Genomic DNA, 18,633 nt, shown 5'->3' on the forward strand with positions numbered 1-18,633 from the left:
ACACGTTATATTGTGTCCATTAACTGGTAACTGGGAGCCATTTATGACGATTCAAAACAAACATTATGCATGGTTAACCGCTGCTTTGTTGGCGGTGACGGGTTGTACTTCAGTGGCGGACATGGTCGGTTATGATTCTGCTGCTTTAAACCAAAGCGCCGCGAAAAACTATACGCAGGTCATGCAAAAGGCGCAAAGCCAAGGCGTTTTGGATATCACATCGCAAACCGCACATCGCGTTCATGCCGTATTCAACCGCATGAAGCCTTATGCCAATCAGGCTAACGGCACCGGCGTGCCGTTTAGTTGGCAGATGAATGTGATTCGCAGCAATGAAATAAACGCATGGGCGATGCCGGGCGGTAAAATGGCGATGTACACCGGCATGGTGGAGCGACTGAAGCTCACTGATGATGAAATTGCTGCTGTAGTTGGTCATGAAATGACCCATGCTTTGTTAGAGCACAGCAAAAAGGCCATCGGCGGCCAAGTCTTGACCGGTATCGGCGGCTCGATTTTGGCCAGCGCAACCGGAGTAGACGGTAATTTGATCGGTTTGGGTGCGGACTTGGCGGCGACCAAACCGTTTTCGCGTTATCAGGAAAATGAAGCCGATGCCGGCGGTGTGCGCCTGATGGCACAGGCCGGTTATAATCCGCAAGCGGCCATCAGTGTTTGGCAGAAAATGAATCAAGCACAAAGCGGTACACCGATTTCGGTTTTATCCACACACCCGGCTAACGATGCGCGCATTAACGCCATCCGTAAAATGCTGCCGGAGGTGATGCCGATTTACGAGCGCAACAAACGTTGATTTAAAGCTGAAATAGAAATGATGAGGCCCTCTGAAACGAATGGCCCGTTTCAGACGGCCTTTTTTGATGAATACGGTTCGGAGTTACAACAGCACAGAAAGCGAAGACATATCATCTAGATAGGCAAGTTGAGACTTTTGCAAAAGCCTCGGTTGATATGCTGTCTGAAACCTTACATCTGAACCGAGCCATCAACCGTAATGCTGATTTCTTCCGTACCAGGCGAGGCAGTTTCCACTGTATCCATCATCATGGCGGCTTCCGGTGCGGCGGCGCGATACATTTTACTTTCGGCCATTTGACCTGATTGCACACTGTTGCTGCCGATGTGGCCTAAGTTGATTTTGACGATTTTGTAATCGCGGTGGCCTAAGGTTTCAGCCAAAGTTTGCGCGCGTTGCTTGAAGCGGATGATGGCTGATTTACTCACTTCGTCAATCACTGATTCGCGTTTTTCTTTGGATACGCTGAAATAGGTGTATTCGACATGGGCATCATTTTGGGTATCGGCAATCAGACGGTTGAGCGCGGCGAAGTCTTTGCTTTCCACTTTGAAATCAGCGCGTTCTTCCCAGCCGGTTTGCGTGCGCTTGCCGTTTGTGTATTGATAACGCGGTGAAACGTTGCGGCTGAGTAGCTCGGTTTTGAAAGCGCTGTTTTTGGCTTGTCGGTTGAAACTATTGAATTTTCTGATAAATGCCGCATTCACTGCCTGACGATCTTTGCCTTCGGCACGCACTTGGAAACGGGCGGTCATGGTGTCGCGCGGCACTTCCATCACAGCGCTTTCGGAAAATTCGACAATATTGTAATTTAATTGTTCGGCGGCGGCGGGCAGGGCCGCGGCAAATAATAAAGCGGTTAAAGTCGGGCGGAGCATGGCTTTTCCTTTCGGGTGATTTATAGGGCAATAATCTAGCATATTGTTATACAAAATGGTATCAGGCCGTCTGAAAATACGTTTCACTTGTCGCGATTTTGTGTTCGAGGGTCTTGGTTATGTTTATAAAACCGGCGGTTTATTTAGCCAAAGAACCCCATTTTTACTTGAATCAGTTTTTCCAGTTCGCGCAACACGCGTCGGCGGGAAACGAAGAAAATCACATGGTCGCCTTCTTGCAGGATTTCATCGGTATGGTGCCCCATAATCACTTCTTCACCGCGCACAAGCGCAGCAAAATGGCAACCGGTCGGCCAGTTAACATCGCTGATTTTGCGGCCGACAATGGCGGAAGTGTTTTCATCTCCATGCACAATCACTTCAATTGCCTCGGCCGTACCGCGGCGCAACGGATGCACGGCCACCACGTCGCCGCGGCGGATGTGTGCCAGAATCGAGCCGATGGTAGTCAGGTGGGGAGAAACCACGATATCAATTTTGTTGCCTTCCAGCAAATCAACGTAGCTGGAGCGGTTGACAATGGCAATAACGCGCTTGGCACCGAGGTTTTTTGCCAGCAGGCTCGACATGATGTTGTTTTCGTCATCATTGGTCAGCGCGCAATAAATATCGATTTCGTCGATGTATTCTTCGTTGAGCAGCGATTCATCATTCGCCGATCCGTGTAGCACCAAGGTATTGTCGAGATTTTCTGCCAGCCATTCGGCGCGGGTGGCGTTGTATTCGATGATTTTGATGTCGTATTTGTTTTCCAGTTTTTTAGCCAAGCGGTAGCCGATGTTGCCGCCTCCGGCAATCATGATGCGCCGGCTGCGTTGTTCTTTCGGGCGCAATTCGCGGATGATGGCATCGATATTGTCGATGTTGGCGACAAAAAACACCTCGTCACCTTCGATAATTACGGTTTTCGATGACGGCACAATCAGGCGGTTGTTGCGGTAGATGGCGCAGATTTGGCAGTCGATGCCTTCAGGCAGATGAGCGTTGATGTCGGCAATTTCCTTGCCAACGAGTAAGCCTCCTTGCCTCGCCTGAACAATGACCATCTGCACTTTATTGTCGGCGAAATTCAAGACCTGCAACGTGCTGCTATAGCTGAGCAGGCCGACCAATTGCTCAGTCACCAATTGCTCGGGGCTGATGGTTTCGGTGATGTCGAAAATATTTAAGCTGTTGCTGTCTTCGCCTTCTTTGTTGGGAAAACTGTATTCCAAATATTCACTCGAACGCACGCGTGCGATGCGGTTGGGTACGTTGAAAATATCAGCAGCGATTTTGCAGGCAACGATATTGGTTTCGTCACTACGGGTCAGCGCAAGCAGCAAATCGGCATCGGCGGCGGCGGCTCGTTCCAACACGAAAGGAGATGCGCCGTTGCCGATGATGGTTTGCACATCGAGCTTGCTGAGCTGTTGCAGGGCTTTTTCATCGACATCGACGATGGTAACGTCATTGCTGGATAAGGAAGCAAGGTTTTGGGCAACGGTCGAGCCGACTTGGCCGCTGCCGAGAATCAGGATTTTCACGGTAATTGAATTGAGAATAAACAGAATGCGTTTATTGTATAACAAAGGCCGTCTGAAAACGAAGTTTCTGCGGAGCAAAAACGAATTTTCAGACGGCCTTTATTCATGTTAGGTCAATTTACGGTGTTGATTACCAGTAACCCAGCACCTTCCACCACATAATGCCGATGGTGCCGAAAATCAGCAGTTCCAACACGCTCATGATAAAGCCCGCTTTCCACCATTCCTGCATGGTGACGAAATTAGAACCGTAAATCACCGGAGAAGAACCGGAAGCGTAGTGGGTGAGCGACATCATAATACCGGTCGATGCAGCCATCACTAAGGCAAACAGCATAGGGGGAGCGCCCAATGCCAAACCTGCACCGTAGAATGCGCCGAACATGGCCGTAACGTGGGCAGTGCCGCTGGCAAACATATAGTGCGAATACACATAAGCCGCCACCAATAAGGCACAACCACCGGCCCAATCCAAACCCATGCCGGAAATACCGGCTTGCAGGTAATCAGACAGCCAGCCGATTAAGCCCAATTTGTTTAAGAAGTTGGCCATCATCACCAAAGCGGCAAACCAAACGATGGTATCCCATGCGCCTTTTTCTTTCAAGGCGTCTTCCCAAGTCAATACGCCGGTGAGCAGACACAATGAAAAGCCCAAGAAAGTGGTGGCAGTGGCGTCGATTTTCACGCCGAACAACATTTCCGGTACACCTGCCCACAACACCAGCAGCAACAAGAAAATCGCCAGCATGATTTTTTCGTTGCGCTGCATCGGACCCATTTTGCGCAATTCTTCTTTGGCCAGCGCAGTGGCATTCGGTGTTTGCTTGATTTCAGGCGGATACAGGAAATACAGCACCACAGGCATAATCAGCAAGGCGACCAAACCCGGCACCACCATCGCCATAAACCAAGTACCCCAAGTCAGGTGGATATCGGAATTGGTGGCTTTGGCAACCAGCTCAACCACCAAAGGGTTGGGTGCGGTGGCGGTGATGAAGATACAACAGGTGATGATGTTGGCGTGGTAGTTGACCAAGGCCAGATATTTACCGATTTTGCCTTCAGTGCCGTTTTCCGGATTGGAATCAAAGCTTAAAGCAATGGATTTCATAATCGGGTGTACAATCGCGCCGCCGCGTGCGGTGTTGCTCGGAGTGACCGGTGCGATAAACAAATCGGCAATCGCCAAGCTGTAGCCCACGCCCAAAGTGCGTTTGCCGAACCATGAAATCAACAAATAACCGATGCGCGCGCCCAATCCGGTTTTCAGCAGGCCGCGTGAAATCATGATGGCGACACCAATCATCCATATCAGCGAGTTGTTCAAGCTGCTCAAAGCATCTTTCATGGCTTGGCCGGCCGGATTTTTTACCGGCTTGCCGTCAACCAATTCAGGCACGGTCACGCCGGTGAGCGCAACCAAAGTAATGGCCAACATGGCCATCGCGCCAATCGGCATGGCTTTGCCGATGATGCCCGCAATAATGCCGACAAACAGCGCCAACAAGTGCCACGCTTGCGGTGACACACCTTCCGGCACCGGGATGCCGAACCAAATCAGCAGCGTCAGCGCCAGCGCGACCGCCGCAGGTATAGGTTTAAAACCCATGTTTCATCTCCAATCATGAAGTATTGTCAAAACTGTTTTCAGACGGCCTTTTTCAATCAGGCCGTCTGAAAGATTAAAATAATGTGCAGTTTGATGTTTTTCTTATGTTTTTCAGACGGCTTTGAAAAAAGCCAAAGCAGTCTGTCGGGGTGTGTTTTTGATGTTGGGTAGCGATTCAGGCGGTATCATAGCGTAAAACCTTGAGGCCGTCTGAAATCTTGGCCAACACTAAAACGATGGATGGCATACATCAATTTTCAGACGGCCTTTTTGACAACATGCGCTGTCAAGGCCGTCTGAAAAATAGGTTTAGTCCTGCTCAGCCGATGCCAAACCGTATTCTTCCGGGAAGGTGCGCAATGAGCTTTGCAACACGGTAACCGCCCCGTCAATCAAGCCGCAGCGGCCACTTTTTGGCAAAATTTGGCACAGGCTTTGTAAGGCGCGCAAGTCGTCGGCGGTGCCGATGCCGGTGTCCACACGGTTGAGCAGGCGCGACAGTTGGAACGTACCGCCCTTGCAAGGCGGGCATTGGCCGCAAGAGTTGGCCGCAAAAAATTCCACGTATTCCGATACCTTACGTACCACGCTGGTACCTTCCGAAATCACAATCATTGCACCGGTGCCCAAGCTGGATTTGCGTTCGCGCACGGACACAAAATCCAGCGGTACATCTAAATCTTTGGCTGTCAGCAGGGTATTCGACGGGCCGCCGGTAAACACGGCTTTGAAGGTTCGGCCTTCGAGCATACCGCCGCCATATTCGAAAATCAGCGTGTAAAGCGTGGTGCCCATCGGCAATTCGTATAAGCCCGGGTTTAACACGTCACCTGATAACGAATACAGTTTGGTGCCGACCGCATCGCCCAAGCCTAAGCTGCGGTACCATTCTGCGCCTTTGGCCAAAATTTGCGGAATATTGGCAAACGTTTCGGTATTGTTAATCAGTGTCGGTTCGCCGTTGACACCGCTTTCCGCAGGGAATGGCGGCTTGCGGCGCGGGAAAGGGAAACCGCCTTCCAGCCACGAAATCACCGCGGTTTCTTCGCCGCCGATGTAGCGGCCGGATGTTTCCACCAGTTGCAGATCCAAAGGCTTACCGAGATAGTTTTCAATGCGGATAAACAAATCGCTTTGTTTCCATTGTTCAATCGACGGAATCAGCGAAGCAATCGATTCAGTTTGGTGCGGGTTTACATACAGAACGGCTTTGTTGGCGCGACAGGCTACGGCCGCAATCAATACGCCTTCAATCACTTGATGCGGGGTTTGCGCCAGTAACACACGGTCTTTAAAAGTGCCCGGTTCGTCTTCATTGGCGTTGCACACGACGTATTTGTCGCCGTTTTTGCTTTGTGCGGCGACCGCCGCTTCCCATTTGCGCCAAGTCGGGAAACCGGCGCCGCCCATGCCGCACAAGTTGGCTTCTTGCAGCTTCGACACAATATTTTGCGGGTCGGCCAATGCCGCCAGCAAGCCTTCTCCGCCGCCGACATTGCGCCAAGCAGCCAAATCTGCGCCTACCCGGCGGGCGGGGTGTAATAAGTTTTGGTTGGCCTGATTCATGATTGCACCTCCTTCAAGCCTGCGTGTTCGCGTAAATCGAATCTACCGTAATCCGGATACAATACCGGCGCTTTGACATCGCTGCTCAAACCGGCGCGGGTCATTTCACGTTGTAAATCATGCACATGATCCACACCGCCGCGTACTTTTTTCAAAGGTAAGCCGCAGTTGGCCGCCGCCACTCCGGCGCGTCGGCCGAAGCTGATGATGTCGAGCAGGGCATTGCCCATCAGGCGGTTGCGGCCGTGAATGCCGCCGGTGACTTCGCCTGCCGCGTATAAACCCGGTACGGTGGTCGAGCCGTCGCCGTTGATTTCCATGCCGCCGTTTTGATAGTGCAGCGTCGGGTGAATCATCATCGGTTCTACTTTCGGATCCACACCGCATTTGTGGGCAACGTGGCCTAAAGTAACCAAGCGGTTCAACACTTCGGGATCGTTTTCAATTAAACGCGGAGTATCTAAGAACACGCCTACTTGGCCGTCGCGCACCACGCCGCGGCCTTCTGCCACTTCGCGCAAAATCGCGGCGGCGACCACGTCGCGTGGTTGTAATTCATCGACAAAACGCTCACCCAAACCGTTCACCAATTTGGTGCCTGCCGAACGGACAGCTTCGGAAATCAAAGCGCCGGCCAAGTGCGGCGGGTGTGCCACGCCGGTGGGGTGGTATTGGAAGGAATCGACATCACGCAATTTCACGCCGATGCGGTAGGCCATCACCAAACCGTCGGCGGTTGCGCCGTAGTGGTTGGATGTGGCAAAACCCTGCAAGTGCAGACGGCCTGAACCGCCGGTTGCCAACACCACAGATTTGGCGTGTACCAGCAGCAGGCTGCGTTTTTCCAAATCGTACAAAATCGCACCGACGCAACGGCCGTGTTCATCGGACAACAATTCGATGGCCGGATGGCGGTTGAATTGGGTGATGTTTTCATCGAGCTCCACCGCTTCACGCAACACGCGCATCATTTCCAAACCGGTAAAGTCGCGGTAGTGCAGAATGCGCGGCACGGTGGTGCCGCCGGCGCGTTTGCGGCTTAGATGGCCGTTACTGTCGGCACCTTGCGCCAAATCGAAAGTCATGCCCAAGCCAATCAGCCAACGGATGGCCGATGGTGCGTCAGTAACCATTTGTGCCACCAGAGCCTTTTTCGCCGCGTTGTGGCCGCCTTTGATGGTGTCGTCAAAGTGTTGTTGCAAACTGTCTTCGGTGCCGACTGCCGCTTGAATGCCGCCTTCGGCCATCACGGTATTGCTGTCGCCGATGCGCAGTTTGTTTGCCATCATCACACGGGCGCCGGTTTCGCTGGCCGACAAGGCCGCTGCCGCACCTGCACCGCCGCCGCCAATTACCAATACATCGGTATTAACGTGTTCGGCACGCGATAAATCGTAATCGTCAATCAAAGGCCGGCTGATTAACAGTTTGGCCAAATCAGGATGGCAATAGTCGCCGGCATTCGGACCAATCGGCAGCTTCACGCGCGCGCTCGGTTGGTAGTCGGGTGGAAGCGGCTTAATAATTCGTCTTTCGGTGGCAAATCAGTGCGCATTTCCAATGATGACCCGTGCAAATTGGCCAAAGCGGTTTCGTAATCAATACCTGTTACTTGCTTTTCCATTTCAGACGGCCTCCTCTTCAAATTCCACGCGCATTTTGCCGCTGTCGATTTCGCGCAGACGGCGCATCAAATCCACCGGACGCAGCGTACGTGCGGCTTTCATGCGGCGGGCAAACAAGCCTAGATGGTTGGGGCGGATGTGTTCGGGGCAGGCGAGAGTGCATAAGTTGCACATCACGCATTGGTCGAAAGTATCCGCCGCCGCGCCGAAATCGCCCAATACCACCTGTGCTACGCCGTTTTCAACCTGCAAGCCTTTCGGGCAGGCGCGGTTGCAGCCGCCGCAGTGTCGGCAGTTTTGCGCTTCGGGGAAAGATTTGGCGGTGTCGTCGAGCCAGTTCCAGCCATCGCCGATTTCTTTGATGTCGTAATACTGAATATGCTCGGGGATAAAGTAATCAATAAAGCTTACCTGCATACCGGCTTCAACTTTGGTTTCGCAAGCAAGAGCGGTGGTGACATCACGTTCGCCTTCTTTGCGCACCATGCAGCGGCACGAGCCGCAGACACCTTGACCCATGCAGCCGACGTTTGCGGTAAGCGCGCTGCCGGCACGGGCATAGGCCTGAATAATGGACGAGTCGGGAGAAGCGTGTACTTCGTGGCCGTCGATGGTGAGGGTAATCAAATCACTCATGGGTTGTGTCCTGTTGAAAAGAAAGAGTAATAGTGGCGTGTTGTTTTATGTATTTTTATTACATAAGTTTTGATTTTTAAAACCTGAGTAGATTCGTCAGGAATTTTTTGTTATAAATCAAGGCTTATTTAATGTAATAAGTGTAGCAGAAATTAAGGTAAATTTGATGGTAGGCGGGGATGGCGAGGCTGTTTGAAGGATTGTGAACAAAAAAAGCGTGATTTTAAACCGGTTGAATGCTAAAAAACTGATTACCAAAGAAAAATAATTTCATAAAAAATAGAAATAGAAAAAAATCGGAATATTTTTAAAAATAAATACCATTATTTATAAATCAGATATTTTCATAATTAATTGAATATTATTATGAAAAATTGAAATCACAGAACATGGGCTGTTGTGTTGTTTAATTTCACTAATCGCATGTAACTTGATGTTGGTCAAACGCTGTTGTTAAAAAGATGACAAAGATTTTGCGATTGTGTAGTTTAAATTACCGCAAAAGGCCGTCTGAAAACAGAATGATAGGTAATTCATTTTGAAAACAGCCCTGTATTCAAAAGTTGGCCGGCATAGACAAAGTTTAACCATTGCCTCGATGAAATGTAAGATTATTCCCAATTGATATACAGGCAAAAGATTTAGGTTATCAAATTCTGAGTAAATTTATCAGTTATTAAATTAAAGGAAAATCAAAAGATTAGCAAATATAGACTGTTTTTCTGCCTTAAAAACAAGCACTATAACGCTTACAAATAGGCCGTCTGAAAACAGGCTCTGCCCACAACAACACAAACCAAACTTTTTTATTTAATAAAGGAACTGCCATGACCGTCATCAAACAAGAGGATTTCATCCGCAGCATTTGCGATGCTTTCCAGTTTATCAGCTATTACCACCCGAAAGATTATATCGACGCGCTCTATCAGGCGTGGCAGAAAGAGGAAAATCCGGCCGCCAAAGATGCGATGACACAAATTCTGGTCAACAGCCGCATGTGTGCCGAAGGCCGCCGCCCGATTTGCCAAGACACCGGTATTGCCACCGTGTTTTTGAAAGTCGGTATGAATGTGCAATGGGATGCCGAAATGAGCGTGGAAGATATGGTTAACGAAGGTGTGCGCCGTGCCTATACTTGGGAAGGCAACACCTTGCGTGCTTCCGTATTGGCCGACCCTGCGGGCAAACGCCAAAACACCAAAGACAACACGCCGGCCGTGATTCACATGAGCATTGTGCCGGGGGATAAAGTAGAAGTGACTTGCGCAGCCAAAGGAGGCGGCTCGGAAAACAAATCCAAATTGGCGATGCTGAATCCTTCTGACAACATTGTAGATTGGGTATTGAAAACCATTCCAACCATGGGCGCGGGCTGGTGTCCGCCGGGCATTTTGGGCATCGGTATCGGCGGTACGCCTGAAAAAGCCGTGTTGATGGCCAAAGAATCGCTGATGGATCATATCGACATTCAAGATTTGCAAGCCAAAGCAGAATCAGGCGCCGAGCTGTCGACCACCGAAGCGCTGCGTTTGGAATTATTTGAGAAAGTCAACGCATTGGGCATCGGCGCACAAGGTTTGGGCGGATTGACCACCGTGTTGGACGTGAAAATCTTGGATTACCCGACCCATGCTGCGTCGAAGCCGATTGCCATGATTCCGAACTGCGCGGCCACCCGCCACATTGAATTTGAATTGGACGGATCAGGTCCGGTAGGGCTGACACCGCCGAGCGTGGAAGATTGGCCGGATATCGCCTACAATCCCGACAACGGCAAACGCGTTGACGTGAACAACCTGACCAAAGAAGAAGTGGCTACATGGAAAACCGGCGACGTATTGCTGCTCAACGGCAAAATCCTGACCGGCCGAGATGCTGCGCACAAACGCATGGTCGATATGTTGAACAAAGGCGAGCCATTACCGGTTGATTTCACCAACCGCCTGATTTACTACGTCGGCCCGGTTGACCCGGTGGGTGATGAAGTGGTGGGGCCGGCCGGCCCGACTACCGCAACCCGCATGGACAAATTCACCCGCCAAATGCTGGAACAAACCGGCCTGCTCGGTATGATCGGCAAATCCGAACGCGGTGCCGCCACTTGCGAAGCCATTGCCGACAACAAAGCCGTGTATCTGATGGCGGTGGGCGGTGCGGCCTATTTGGTAGCCAAAGCCATCAAAGGTGCCAAGGTGCTGGCGTTTCCTGAATTGGGCATGGAAGCCATTTACGAATTTGACGTCAAAGACATGCCGGTGACCGTGGCGGTCGACAGCGACGGCCAATCCATCCACGCCATCGCACCGAAACAATGGCAAGCCAAAATCGGTATCATTCCGCTTGAAAACTAATCGGGTTTAAATCATCAAAGGCCGTCTGAAAACTATTTTTTCAGACGGCCTTTTTCATATTTGTCACAATCAACCAATCTCTAAACCCAATAAAATTAAGGTGAGATCTTTGCAAAACTTCAGATCTGGGTACAGGTCAAAGTTATAGCAGCACAGAAAGCGCAGACCTATCATTTAGATAAACAAGTTTTCGAGCAGCGCATAACGAAGAAATGTCCAAAATGAAAATTTTTCAAAGGTATCAAGGTGTTGATATTTATTTCATGCCTTTGTAACACAGCTTTGCCAAACTGAAGCCGATTTCATCTCAACCACAAAAAGGAACGCACCATGTCTCCAAAGCTCACCGGTGGCAGCCGCAAGCTGTTTATTCCCGATACCAATGTGATGTTGCACGACCCGTCTTGCCTGTTCCGTTTTCAGGAACACGGCATTTTTATTCCGATGGTGACCTTGGAAGAAATGGACAATCACAAAAAAGGCTCGTCTGACGTAGCGCGTAATGCCCGTCAGACCAGCCGTTATCTGGATGAACTGCTCAACGCCGAGCTGCATGGGCTGCATCAGGGTATTGCGCTGAATGTATTGGGGCACGCCGATGCCAAGGGTAAATTGTTTCTGCAAACCGAAATGCTGCAGGCCGATTTGCCCGAAGTATTGAGCAGACAAGCCGGCGATAATCAGATTTTAGCGGTGGTGATGAGCCTGTCGTACCGCATTTGCGGTGATTACGGTTATGTCGCATTGGTGTCGAAAGACATCAATATCCGCATCAAAGCGCGCACGCTGGGCTTGAATGCTGAAGACTACATTAACGATAACGTATTGGAAGACAGCGATATTCTATACAGCGGTTTGCGCAGACTCACACCGGAATTTTGGGCAAACAACGGCACGCATTTGAATTCATGGCAGGAAAACGGCCGCGCCTATTACCATATCGAAGGCAAAGATACGCCGCATTTACTGCTCAACGAATTATTGGTGGACGAACACGGCGAACCACCTTTGAGCGCACGCGTTATCGAGCAAACCAAGGTAAAGTGTTGCTCGAAACCTTAAAAGATTACAGCGGCCGCAACAATGTATTCGGCATTTCCGCCCGCAACCGCGAACAAAACTTCGCCTTGAATTTATTGATGGATCCCGAAATTGATTTGGTAACGATTCTAGGGCAGGCCGGCACCGGCAAAACGCTGCTGACGCTTGCCGCCGCGTTGACACAAACCTTTGACGACAAGCGCTACAACGAAATCATCATGACCCGCATCACTGTGCAGGTGGGCGAAGACATCGGCTTTTTACCGGGCACGGAAGAAGAGAAAATGAATCCGTGGATGGGCGCGCTGGAAGACAATTTGGAAGTATTGGCCCAGCAAAATGACGGCGACGAATTCAGCGCATGGGCGAAAAAAGCCACGTCCGACTTAATCCGCGCCCGCATTAAAGTGCGCTCGCTTAATTTTATGCGCGGGCGCACGTTTCAAAACAAATTCGTCATCATCGATGAAGCGCAAAACCTGAACGCCAAGCAGGTGAAAACCCTGATTACCCGCGCAGGCAAAGGCACGAAAGTGGTATCCTTGGGCAATTTGGCGCAAATCGACACGCCGTATCTCACCGAAGGCAGCAGCGGCTTGAGTTATGTGGTTGAGCGGTTTAAAGGCTGGCAGCACTATGGCCGCATCACGTTGCAGCAAGGCGAACGCTCGCGTTTGTCGGATTTTGCGGTGGAAGTGTTGTAGGATGAAGAATAATCATGTCGAGACCTTTGCAAAATCCCCATCTTTGGCACATTTCTTCGTTATGCGCTGCTCGAAAACTTGTTTATCTAAATGATAGGTCTGCGCTTTCTGTGCTGCTATAACTTTGACCTGTACTCAAATCCGGGGTTTGCAAAGGTCTCATGCCGTCTGAAACGTTTCAGGCGGCATGGTTATTTGCCTAAAAAAAGAGATTCGCGTTTCATCACTTTTTCGTCAGCGCAAAACTCTGCGCCAGCAATTGCCACACCAAATCCGCATCCACTTCCGCCAAGACCAAGCTTATCCAATGCGTTTTGTTCATGTGATAAGCCGGCAAAACACCTGGCATCTGCCGCAAGCCGCCGACCATTTCCGGCGGGCATTTCACGTTCAGCAAAGCCACATTATCATTGCCGTTGCGACCGATTTTTTCAGCGGCCACCGGCAGATAAGCGCAAAACCATTTCTGCTTTCCCCCAGTATGGCGGAACACAGCGTATTCAGGAAATTTCGCCCACAAATACTGCGGCTCGGCACCGAAGCGTTCTGTAATGCCGCTGAATAAAGTGGCCTGATTCATATTCAGACGGCCTGTTTCGGCGATAAAAATGCATCCAAGCGCGGATTATTGTCGCGCGGAATCGGGCGTGGGCGGCCTTCGTGGTCGATGGCAATGAAAGTGAATACCGCTTCTGTGACCAGCTCGAGCGGAATATTCGGCTCATCGGCGACAAACGGTTTCACCCACACTTCCACTTCAATTTTCAGCGAGGTATTGCCCACACCCAAACAACGTGCATACACGCCGACCACATGGCCGACTTTGACCGGCCGCAGAAAGCTCATTTCCTGCACCGAAACCGTGACAATCCGCCCTTGCGCGATTTCCGCCGCCAAAATGCCGCCGCCCAAATCCATCTGCGACATAATCCAGCCGCCGAACACATCTAAATTGGTGTTGGTGTCTTTCGGCCGCGCGACCGTGCGCAGCATCAATTCGCCTTCGGGCTTGGCGTGGGTGGTTTGGTTTCCGCTCATGTTTCTTCCTTTGTTGTCATGCAAATCAAACTTTATTTTACGATGAAAACAGGCCGTCTGAAACCTTTATCCTGACTTTCAGACGGCCTATTTTCAATGCTAAAATTTTGTTCCACTTTACATCAGGATTTTCCCATGCACCCGATTTGCGAACCGCACCGCAGCGGCTTACTGCCCGTATCCGCACGCCATCAAATTTATTGGGAAGAATCCGGCAATCCCGACGGCTTGCCGGTGATTTTTCTGCACGGCGGCCCGGTGCAGGCGCTTCGCCGGCGTGTCGCGGATTTTTTCATCCCGATGTGTACCGGATTGTGATCATTGACCAGCGCGGTTGCGGCCACTCGCTGCCTTATGCCTGCGTCGAAGAAAACACCACTTGGGATTTGGTGGCCGACATTGAAGCCGTGCGCCGCATGCTCGGCATTGAAAAATGGCTGGTGTTCGGCGGCTCATGGGGCAGCACGTTGGCCTTGGCCTATGCCCAAACCCATCCCGAGCGCATGGCCGGATTGGTGCTGCGTGGTATTTTCCTGTGCAGATCGTCTGAAACCGCTTGGCTGAACGAGCAGGGCGGTGTCAGCCAAATTTATCCGCACCAATGGCAACAGTTTCTCGCCCCAATTCCCGAACACAAACGCAACAATCTGATTGCCGCGTATCACGAATTATTACACGGTGAAGACGAACCAGGCCGTCTGAAAGCGGCCAAGGCATGGGCAGATTGGGAAAGCTATTTGGTGCGGTTTGAGCCGAAAGAGGTGGACGAAGGCGCGCAAGAATCACTCGCCATCGCCCGCATAGAAACGCATTATTTTGTGTATCAAGGCTGGTTGCAAGGCGATAAAGCGATTTTGAACAACATCAATCAAATCTGCCATATTCCGACCATCATCTGCCAAGGCCGCTATGATTTATGCACCCCGATGCAAAGCGCATGGGAACTGGCGCAAGCCTTTCCCGAAGCCGAATTGCGTATTGTGCAGGGCGGTCATTCTGCGTTTGACGAGGGTTGGATACGGCGTTGAAAGAAGCGGTGGCGGAGATGGAGGAAAGGGCAGATTGGTAAGATTGGGAAAGGCCGTCTGAAATTTCAGACGGCCTTTTATTTCAATTCAAATCAAGCCTGTTTGTTCCAGCGATCAATCGATTCTTTAATCACTTTTTTGGCTTCTTCCACATCGCCCCAAGATTCGACTTTGGTGGTGCCTGCTTTTTTCAGGTCTTTGTAGTGGTTGAAGTGAAATTCGATTTGTTTGATCAATTGCTGCGGCAGGTCGGCCAATGATTGGTAGGCGTTGCCGTTGTTGCGGTCGTCGGCCGGTACGCAGACGATTTTGTCGTCCACTTCGCCGTCGTCGACGAATTTCATCACGCCGATCACACGGGCTTCTAAGAAGATGCCGGTGGCCAACGGCTGCTCGGTCACCAACAATACGTCGAGTTCGTCGCCGTCTTCATCCAAAGTTTGCGGGATAAAGCCGTAGTTGGTCGGTTTGGCGAAAATTGCCGGCTCTACGCGGTCTAGTTGGAAGGCGGCCAGTTTGCGGTTCCATTCGATTTTGTGGTTGCTGCCGCAAGGGATTTCGTTGACTACGTTGATGATGCCGCCGTCTACGTCGCCCGGGGTCAGGATTTGGTTAAAATCTGCCATGTATGTTTCCTTTGAAAATAGGTTGGGTTAAACGGGTAAAGTATAGCAAACAAAAGGCCGTCTGAACATTGAACAGGGTTTGTGTGACGGGAAGGGGATGATTGATGACAACAGATGCGCGTTGAAATATTTTTGTCAAAATATTGTCATCAAAACCTGATATTTTAAGGGCTTCTTAATCTAGGAGACGAGAATGTCCGAGCATATTTCATCGCATTTCCATCAGGAATTGGAACAGGTGCGCACCGATGTATTGGCCATGGTCGGTTTGATTGAGCAGCAGCTCGGACAAACTCTGGAAGCATTTAATGATGCCGACAAGGAAATCTTGGCACAAGTGGTGCAAAACGACGATAAAATCAATGAGTTGGAAGTATCGATTGATGATGCCTGCCAAACGATTTTGGTGCGCCGCCAGCCGACTGCCGGCGATTTGCGTTTGGTATTGACCGTGAGCCGCGTGATTGTGGATTTGGAGCGTATGGGCGATGAAATCAAGAAAATCGCTTTGCACGCCAACGGTTTGATTGCAAAACACCATGTCAGCTGCAAGCAGCTTTATGATACGCACCGTTTGCTGGAAATGACGGTGCCGATGTTGCGCCAATCTTTGGATGCGTTTGCGCGCTTGGACGATGAAACCATTCTGAAAATCAACGAGTTGGATAAATCTTTAGACATGGCTTACCACAATCAGTCGCGCGCCTTGCTGACCTATATGATGGAAGACCCGTACGGCATCGGCATGGAAACGATGTTGATGAACAAAGCGGCCGAGTGCATTGGCGACCATGCGAAAAATATTTGCGAACATGTGGTTTATCTGGTGCGCGGTATTGATGTGCGCCATGTGCCGGTGGATGAGATTCACAAGAATTTTTAAGGCCGTCTGAAGGTTTGGGGAGATGAATCTGCTGCGTTTCCCGAAAAAAATGCCGTCTGAAACAGGTTTCAGACGGCATTGGTTATTGTTTCTCCAGCCTTTTTTGCAAAGCTAAAATCGCGCGTTTATTTGACGGCGAAAACACCTTTTCCGCCGCCTCTTCGGCGTTAAACCAGCCATAAGCCACATGTTCCGCCGCTTGCAGCGTGATGGCCGTATCGCGCGGGATTTCGGCGGAGAAGATGTGTTCGCGGTTTTCAAACACGCCTTGGGGTAGCGGTGGCGCCAATGATGGTAGATTTCATATACCGTGCTTTGATGCCAATCAAGCAATTGGCCGTCTGAAAGTGAAATGCCGGTTTCTTCCCACACTTCGCGTTTGGCGGCGGCAAAAATATTGTTGTCTTCCGGCTCGATGCTGCCGGTGACCGATTGCCAAAAGCCTTGTGGTGTGGTGCGTTCGATTAAGAGAATGTTGCCGTCTTTATCGTGCAGCACCACTAAGGCGGAGATAGGGTATTTCAGCGGTTTGCTCATCGGTCGTCGTGTTCCGCTTCGAAATTTTTGTCGGAACGCGTATACTTTTTCACTTCCATACCGGCGCGTATCATGGCGGCATTATCAGGTGCGCGCTCTTCATTGAGAATGCGGATTTCGCGTTGCGGGAACGGGAACTCAATGCCGCTTTCGTTAAATCGTTTCCAAATATCCAGCAAAATTGCTGAAAACAGGCCGACAAAGCCGTTCTCCGGGTCTTTTACCCAAAAGCCGACACGCAGATTAACGCCGTTATCGCCGAAGCTGATTAAAAAGGCTTTTGGCGATGGGTCGGCCTGTACGCGTTCCTGCGATTTGGCGGCTTCTTCCATAATCTTCATCGCCAAGGCCAAATCGGTGTGGTAGGCGACTTGTACGTCGATGCTCTGCCACAAAGATTTGGCGGTGTAAGATTCGTTGATTACGGTGGATGTGATGAAAGTCTCGTTCGGAATCAAGGCTTCGCCACCCGCGGCGCTTTTTAAGACCACAAAGCGCGAGGTGATTTTGGTGACGTAGCCGGTAAAGTTATTCACTGTCAAACGGTCGCCCGGGCGGATAGAGCGGTCGCCCAAAATGATAAAGCCCGAAATGTAGTTGCTGGCTACTTTCTGTAGGCCGAAACCGATGCCGACACCGAGTGCGCCGCCAAATACCGATAATACAGTCAAATCAATGCCTACCAGCGGCAGCGCAATCAGAATCGCCAGCACGGTTAAGAAAGCTTTGACCACTTTTGACATCACGATGCGCAAGTTCATGTCCATGTGGTGGTTTTTCATCAACCAGCCTTCAATCAGGCGGCTGAGCCACATGGCAAACGTCAATACCACCGCCACCCACAACAGGCCGGTGAGAATGGTGTACACGCTTAGATTAATCGAACCGAGGCTGAGCTTGGTATCTTGCAAAATGCCAATGAGCAAATCATCGATACCCGACAACCAAATGACAAAACATACCCACAATGTGCCGGATAAGAAGCGTTCCAGCCAGTCGGTTACTTTATGTCTCGGCAACGCGGCATGCACCAAAGACAACACCAAGCGAATCAGAATCATCCAGCGTGCCGCCATTATGAGCAAGCGTAGCCATACCGAACGCAGCTCAAACAAGTTCCACGTATAAAGCGCGATAATCGAGCAAATCAGCAGTAGAAAAGGCCACAGCAGGCGGTTGGCAATATGGCGTGCACTTGCCCACTTGCGGTCGGGCAGAACGGGATATTTGCGAATCAGAAATTCCGATAAATAATAAGTCGCTATCATCAGCGCAACGGTGATGCCGATTTCCAGCCAGCCGATGGGTTCGCTGAAGCTGCGTTCGAGCAGGTGGGAAGTAAATTGGTTACGCGCAAACAGATTGAAAAAAATTCTTTCAAGCCGTTGCCGGTCGATTCCAAAAGATGATTGGCCGCTTCGGCTACAGGTTTGGCCGTGTTGGCAGATAAAAAAAGCATAAGTATTCTCGTGGATGGGTCGGTGATTGCTCTACAGATTGCAAATAATAAATTATTTAAGTGGTTCGGTGGGAGTAGGGCAGTAGATTTTAGCATTAGTTGACTGAAAGAAAGTATGGAAAATTAAAGTATTTGTAAGCTTGGTTTGGAGGGGGAGGCCGTCTGAAAAGCAGAGATTGTATGAGGGCAGGGTTTTTTCTGATTTCGCCAGTTTAAAGGTATCGGTACTCGATTGCCCGATGCCAAGCACCATGCGGATTAAGGTTAAAAACAGGATGAAATATG

At 50.5% G+C, this 18,633-nt stretch carries 15 protein-coding genes and 3 pseudogenes; 6 read left to right on the forward strand and 12 right to left on the reverse strand.

Annotated features, from left to right (window positions below):
- Positions 1-43: 43 nt before the first annotated feature.
- Positions 44-814, forward strand: a complete 771-nt coding sequence (locus CGZ65_RS03755; protein ID WP_096294874.1) for a M48 family metallopeptidase — start codon at positions 44-46, stop codon at positions 812-814.
- Positions 815-987: 173 nt separating this feature from the next.
- On the opposite strand, the gene CGZ65_RS03760 is transcribed toward CGZ65_RS03755, so the two are convergent.
- The 6 genes and pseudogenes from CGZ65_RS03760 to CGZ65_RS03785 form a co-directional block, all read right to left on the reverse strand.
- A complete protein-coding gene (locus tag CGZ65_RS03760) occupies positions 988-1,695 on the reverse strand; it encodes an SIMPL domain-containing protein (protein ID WP_096294875.1) in 708 nt (235 codons plus the stop codon).
- 143 nt (positions 1,696-1,838) lie between these two features.
- Positions 1,839-3,242, reverse strand: a complete 1,404-nt coding sequence (gene trkA, locus CGZ65_RS03765) for a Trk system potassium transporter TrkA (RefSeq protein ID WP_096296086.1) — start codon at positions 3,240-3,242, stop codon at positions 1,839-1,841.
- 130 nt (positions 3,243-3,372) lie between these two features.
- Positions 3,373-4,854, reverse strand: a complete 1,482-nt coding sequence (locus CGZ65_RS03770; protein WP_096294876.1) for a DASS family sodium-coupled anion symporter — start codon at positions 4,852-4,854, stop codon at positions 3,373-3,375.
- Between the two features lie 309 nt (positions 4,855-5,163).
- On the reverse strand, positions 5,164-6,420 hold the full coding sequence (locus CGZ65_RS03775) for a complex I 51 kDa subunit family protein (protein ID WP_096294877.1): 1,257 nt from the start codon (positions 6,418-6,420) through the stop codon (positions 5,164-5,166).
- Positions 6,417-8,044, reverse strand: a pseudogene (locus tag CGZ65_RS03780) (FAD-binding protein). The gene CGZ65_RS03775 and the pseudogene CGZ65_RS03780 overlap by 4 nt, the downstream one beginning before the upstream one ends.
- Before the next feature lies 1 nt (position 8,045).
- Positions 8,046-8,681: a 2Fe-2S iron-sulfur cluster-binding protein gene (locus tag CGZ65_RS03785; protein ID WP_096294878.1), complete on the reverse strand. Its 636-nt coding sequence runs from the start codon at positions 8,679-8,681 to the stop codon at positions 8,046-8,048.
- Positions 8,682-9,508: 827 nt separating this feature from the next.
- On the opposite strand from CGZ65_RS03785, the gene CGZ65_RS03790 reads away from it, so the two are divergent.
- The 3 genes from CGZ65_RS03790 to CGZ65_RS15330 all read left to right on the forward strand — a co-directional run bounded on the left by CGZ65_RS03790 (position 9,509) and on the right by CGZ65_RS15330 (position 12,777).
- Positions 9,509-11,032 carry a fumarate hydratase gene (locus CGZ65_RS03790; protein ID WP_096294879.1) on the forward strand — a complete coding sequence of 508 codons (1,524 nt, stop codon included), beginning with the start codon at positions 9,509-9,511 and terminating at the stop codon, positions 11,030-11,032.
- A 330-nt stretch (positions 11,033-11,362) separates the two neighbouring features.
- A complete protein-coding gene (locus CGZ65_RS15325; RefSeq protein ID WP_232507521.1) occupies positions 11,363-12,094 on the forward strand; it encodes a PIN domain-containing protein in 732 nt (243 codons plus the stop codon).
- A complete protein-coding gene (locus CGZ65_RS15330) occupies positions 12,079-12,777 on the forward strand; it encodes a PhoH family protein (protein WP_232507522.1) in 699 nt (232 codons plus the stop codon). Before CGZ65_RS15325 ends, CGZ65_RS15330 begins: the two co-directional genes overlap by 16 nt.
- A 223-nt stretch (positions 12,778-13,000) precedes the next feature.
- Here the strand turns inward: CGZ65_RS15330 and CGZ65_RS03800 are convergent, their stop codons facing one another.
- Positions 13,001-13,357: an MmcQ/YjbR family DNA-binding protein gene (locus tag CGZ65_RS03800; RefSeq protein WP_096294880.1), complete on the reverse strand. Its 357-nt coding sequence runs from the start codon at positions 13,355-13,357 to the stop codon at positions 13,001-13,003.
- Positions 13,358-13,359: 2 nt separating this feature from the next.
- On the reverse strand, positions 13,360-13,815 hold the full coding sequence (gene yciA, locus CGZ65_RS03805; protein ID WP_096294881.1) for an acyl-CoA thioester hydrolase YciA: 456 nt from the start codon (positions 13,813-13,815) through the stop codon (positions 13,360-13,362).
- A 135-nt stretch (positions 13,816-13,950) separates the two neighbouring features.
- On the opposite strand from yciA, the pseudogene pip reads away from it, so the two are divergent.
- Positions 13,951-14,884 (forward strand): annotated as a pseudogene (gene pip / locus CGZ65_RS03810) (prolyl aminopeptidase).
- A gap of 51 nt (positions 14,885-14,935) precedes the next feature.
- On the opposite strand, the gene CGZ65_RS03815 reads toward pip, so the two are convergent.
- Positions 14,936-15,469, reverse strand: coding sequence for an inorganic diphosphatase (locus tag CGZ65_RS03815; RefSeq protein WP_096294882.1), 534 nt, complete (start codon positions 15,467-15,469; stop codon positions 14,936-14,938).
- Between the two features lie 193 nt (positions 15,470-15,662).
- On the opposite strand from CGZ65_RS03815, the gene phoU reads away from it, so the two are divergent.
- Positions 15,663-16,352 (forward strand): phosphate signaling complex protein PhoU, encoded by a 690-nt coding sequence (gene phoU / locus CGZ65_RS03820; protein ID WP_096294883.1) that lies wholly within the window; start codon positions 15,663-15,665, stop codon positions 16,350-16,352.
- An 82-nt stretch (positions 16,353-16,434) separates the two neighbouring features.
- On the opposite strand, the pseudogene nudB reads toward phoU, so the two are convergent.
- The 3 genes and pseudogenes from nudB to CGZ65_RS13800 form a co-directional block, all read right to left on the reverse strand.
- Positions 16,435-16,889 (reverse strand): annotated as a pseudogene (gene nudB, locus CGZ65_RS03825) (dihydroneopterin triphosphate diphosphatase).
- Positions 16,886-18,157 (reverse strand): mechanosensitive ion channel family protein, encoded by a 1,272-nt coding sequence (locus CGZ65_RS03830; RefSeq protein ID WP_332457930.1) that lies wholly within the window; start codon positions 18,155-18,157, stop codon positions 16,886-16,888. The pseudogene nudB and the gene CGZ65_RS03830 overlap by 4 nt, the downstream one beginning before the upstream one ends.
- On the reverse strand, positions 18,157-18,348 hold the full coding sequence (locus CGZ65_RS13800; protein ID WP_232507523.1) for a hypothetical protein: 192 nt from the start codon (positions 18,346-18,348) through the stop codon (positions 18,157-18,159). Before CGZ65_RS13800 ends, CGZ65_RS03830 begins: the two co-directional genes overlap by 1 nt.
- Positions 18,349-18,633 lie beyond the last annotated feature (285 nt).

Source organism: Neisseria weixii (assembly GCF_002327085.1).
Lineage (GTDB): Bacteria > Pseudomonadota > Gammaproteobacteria > Burkholderiales > Neisseriaceae > Neisseria > Neisseria weixii.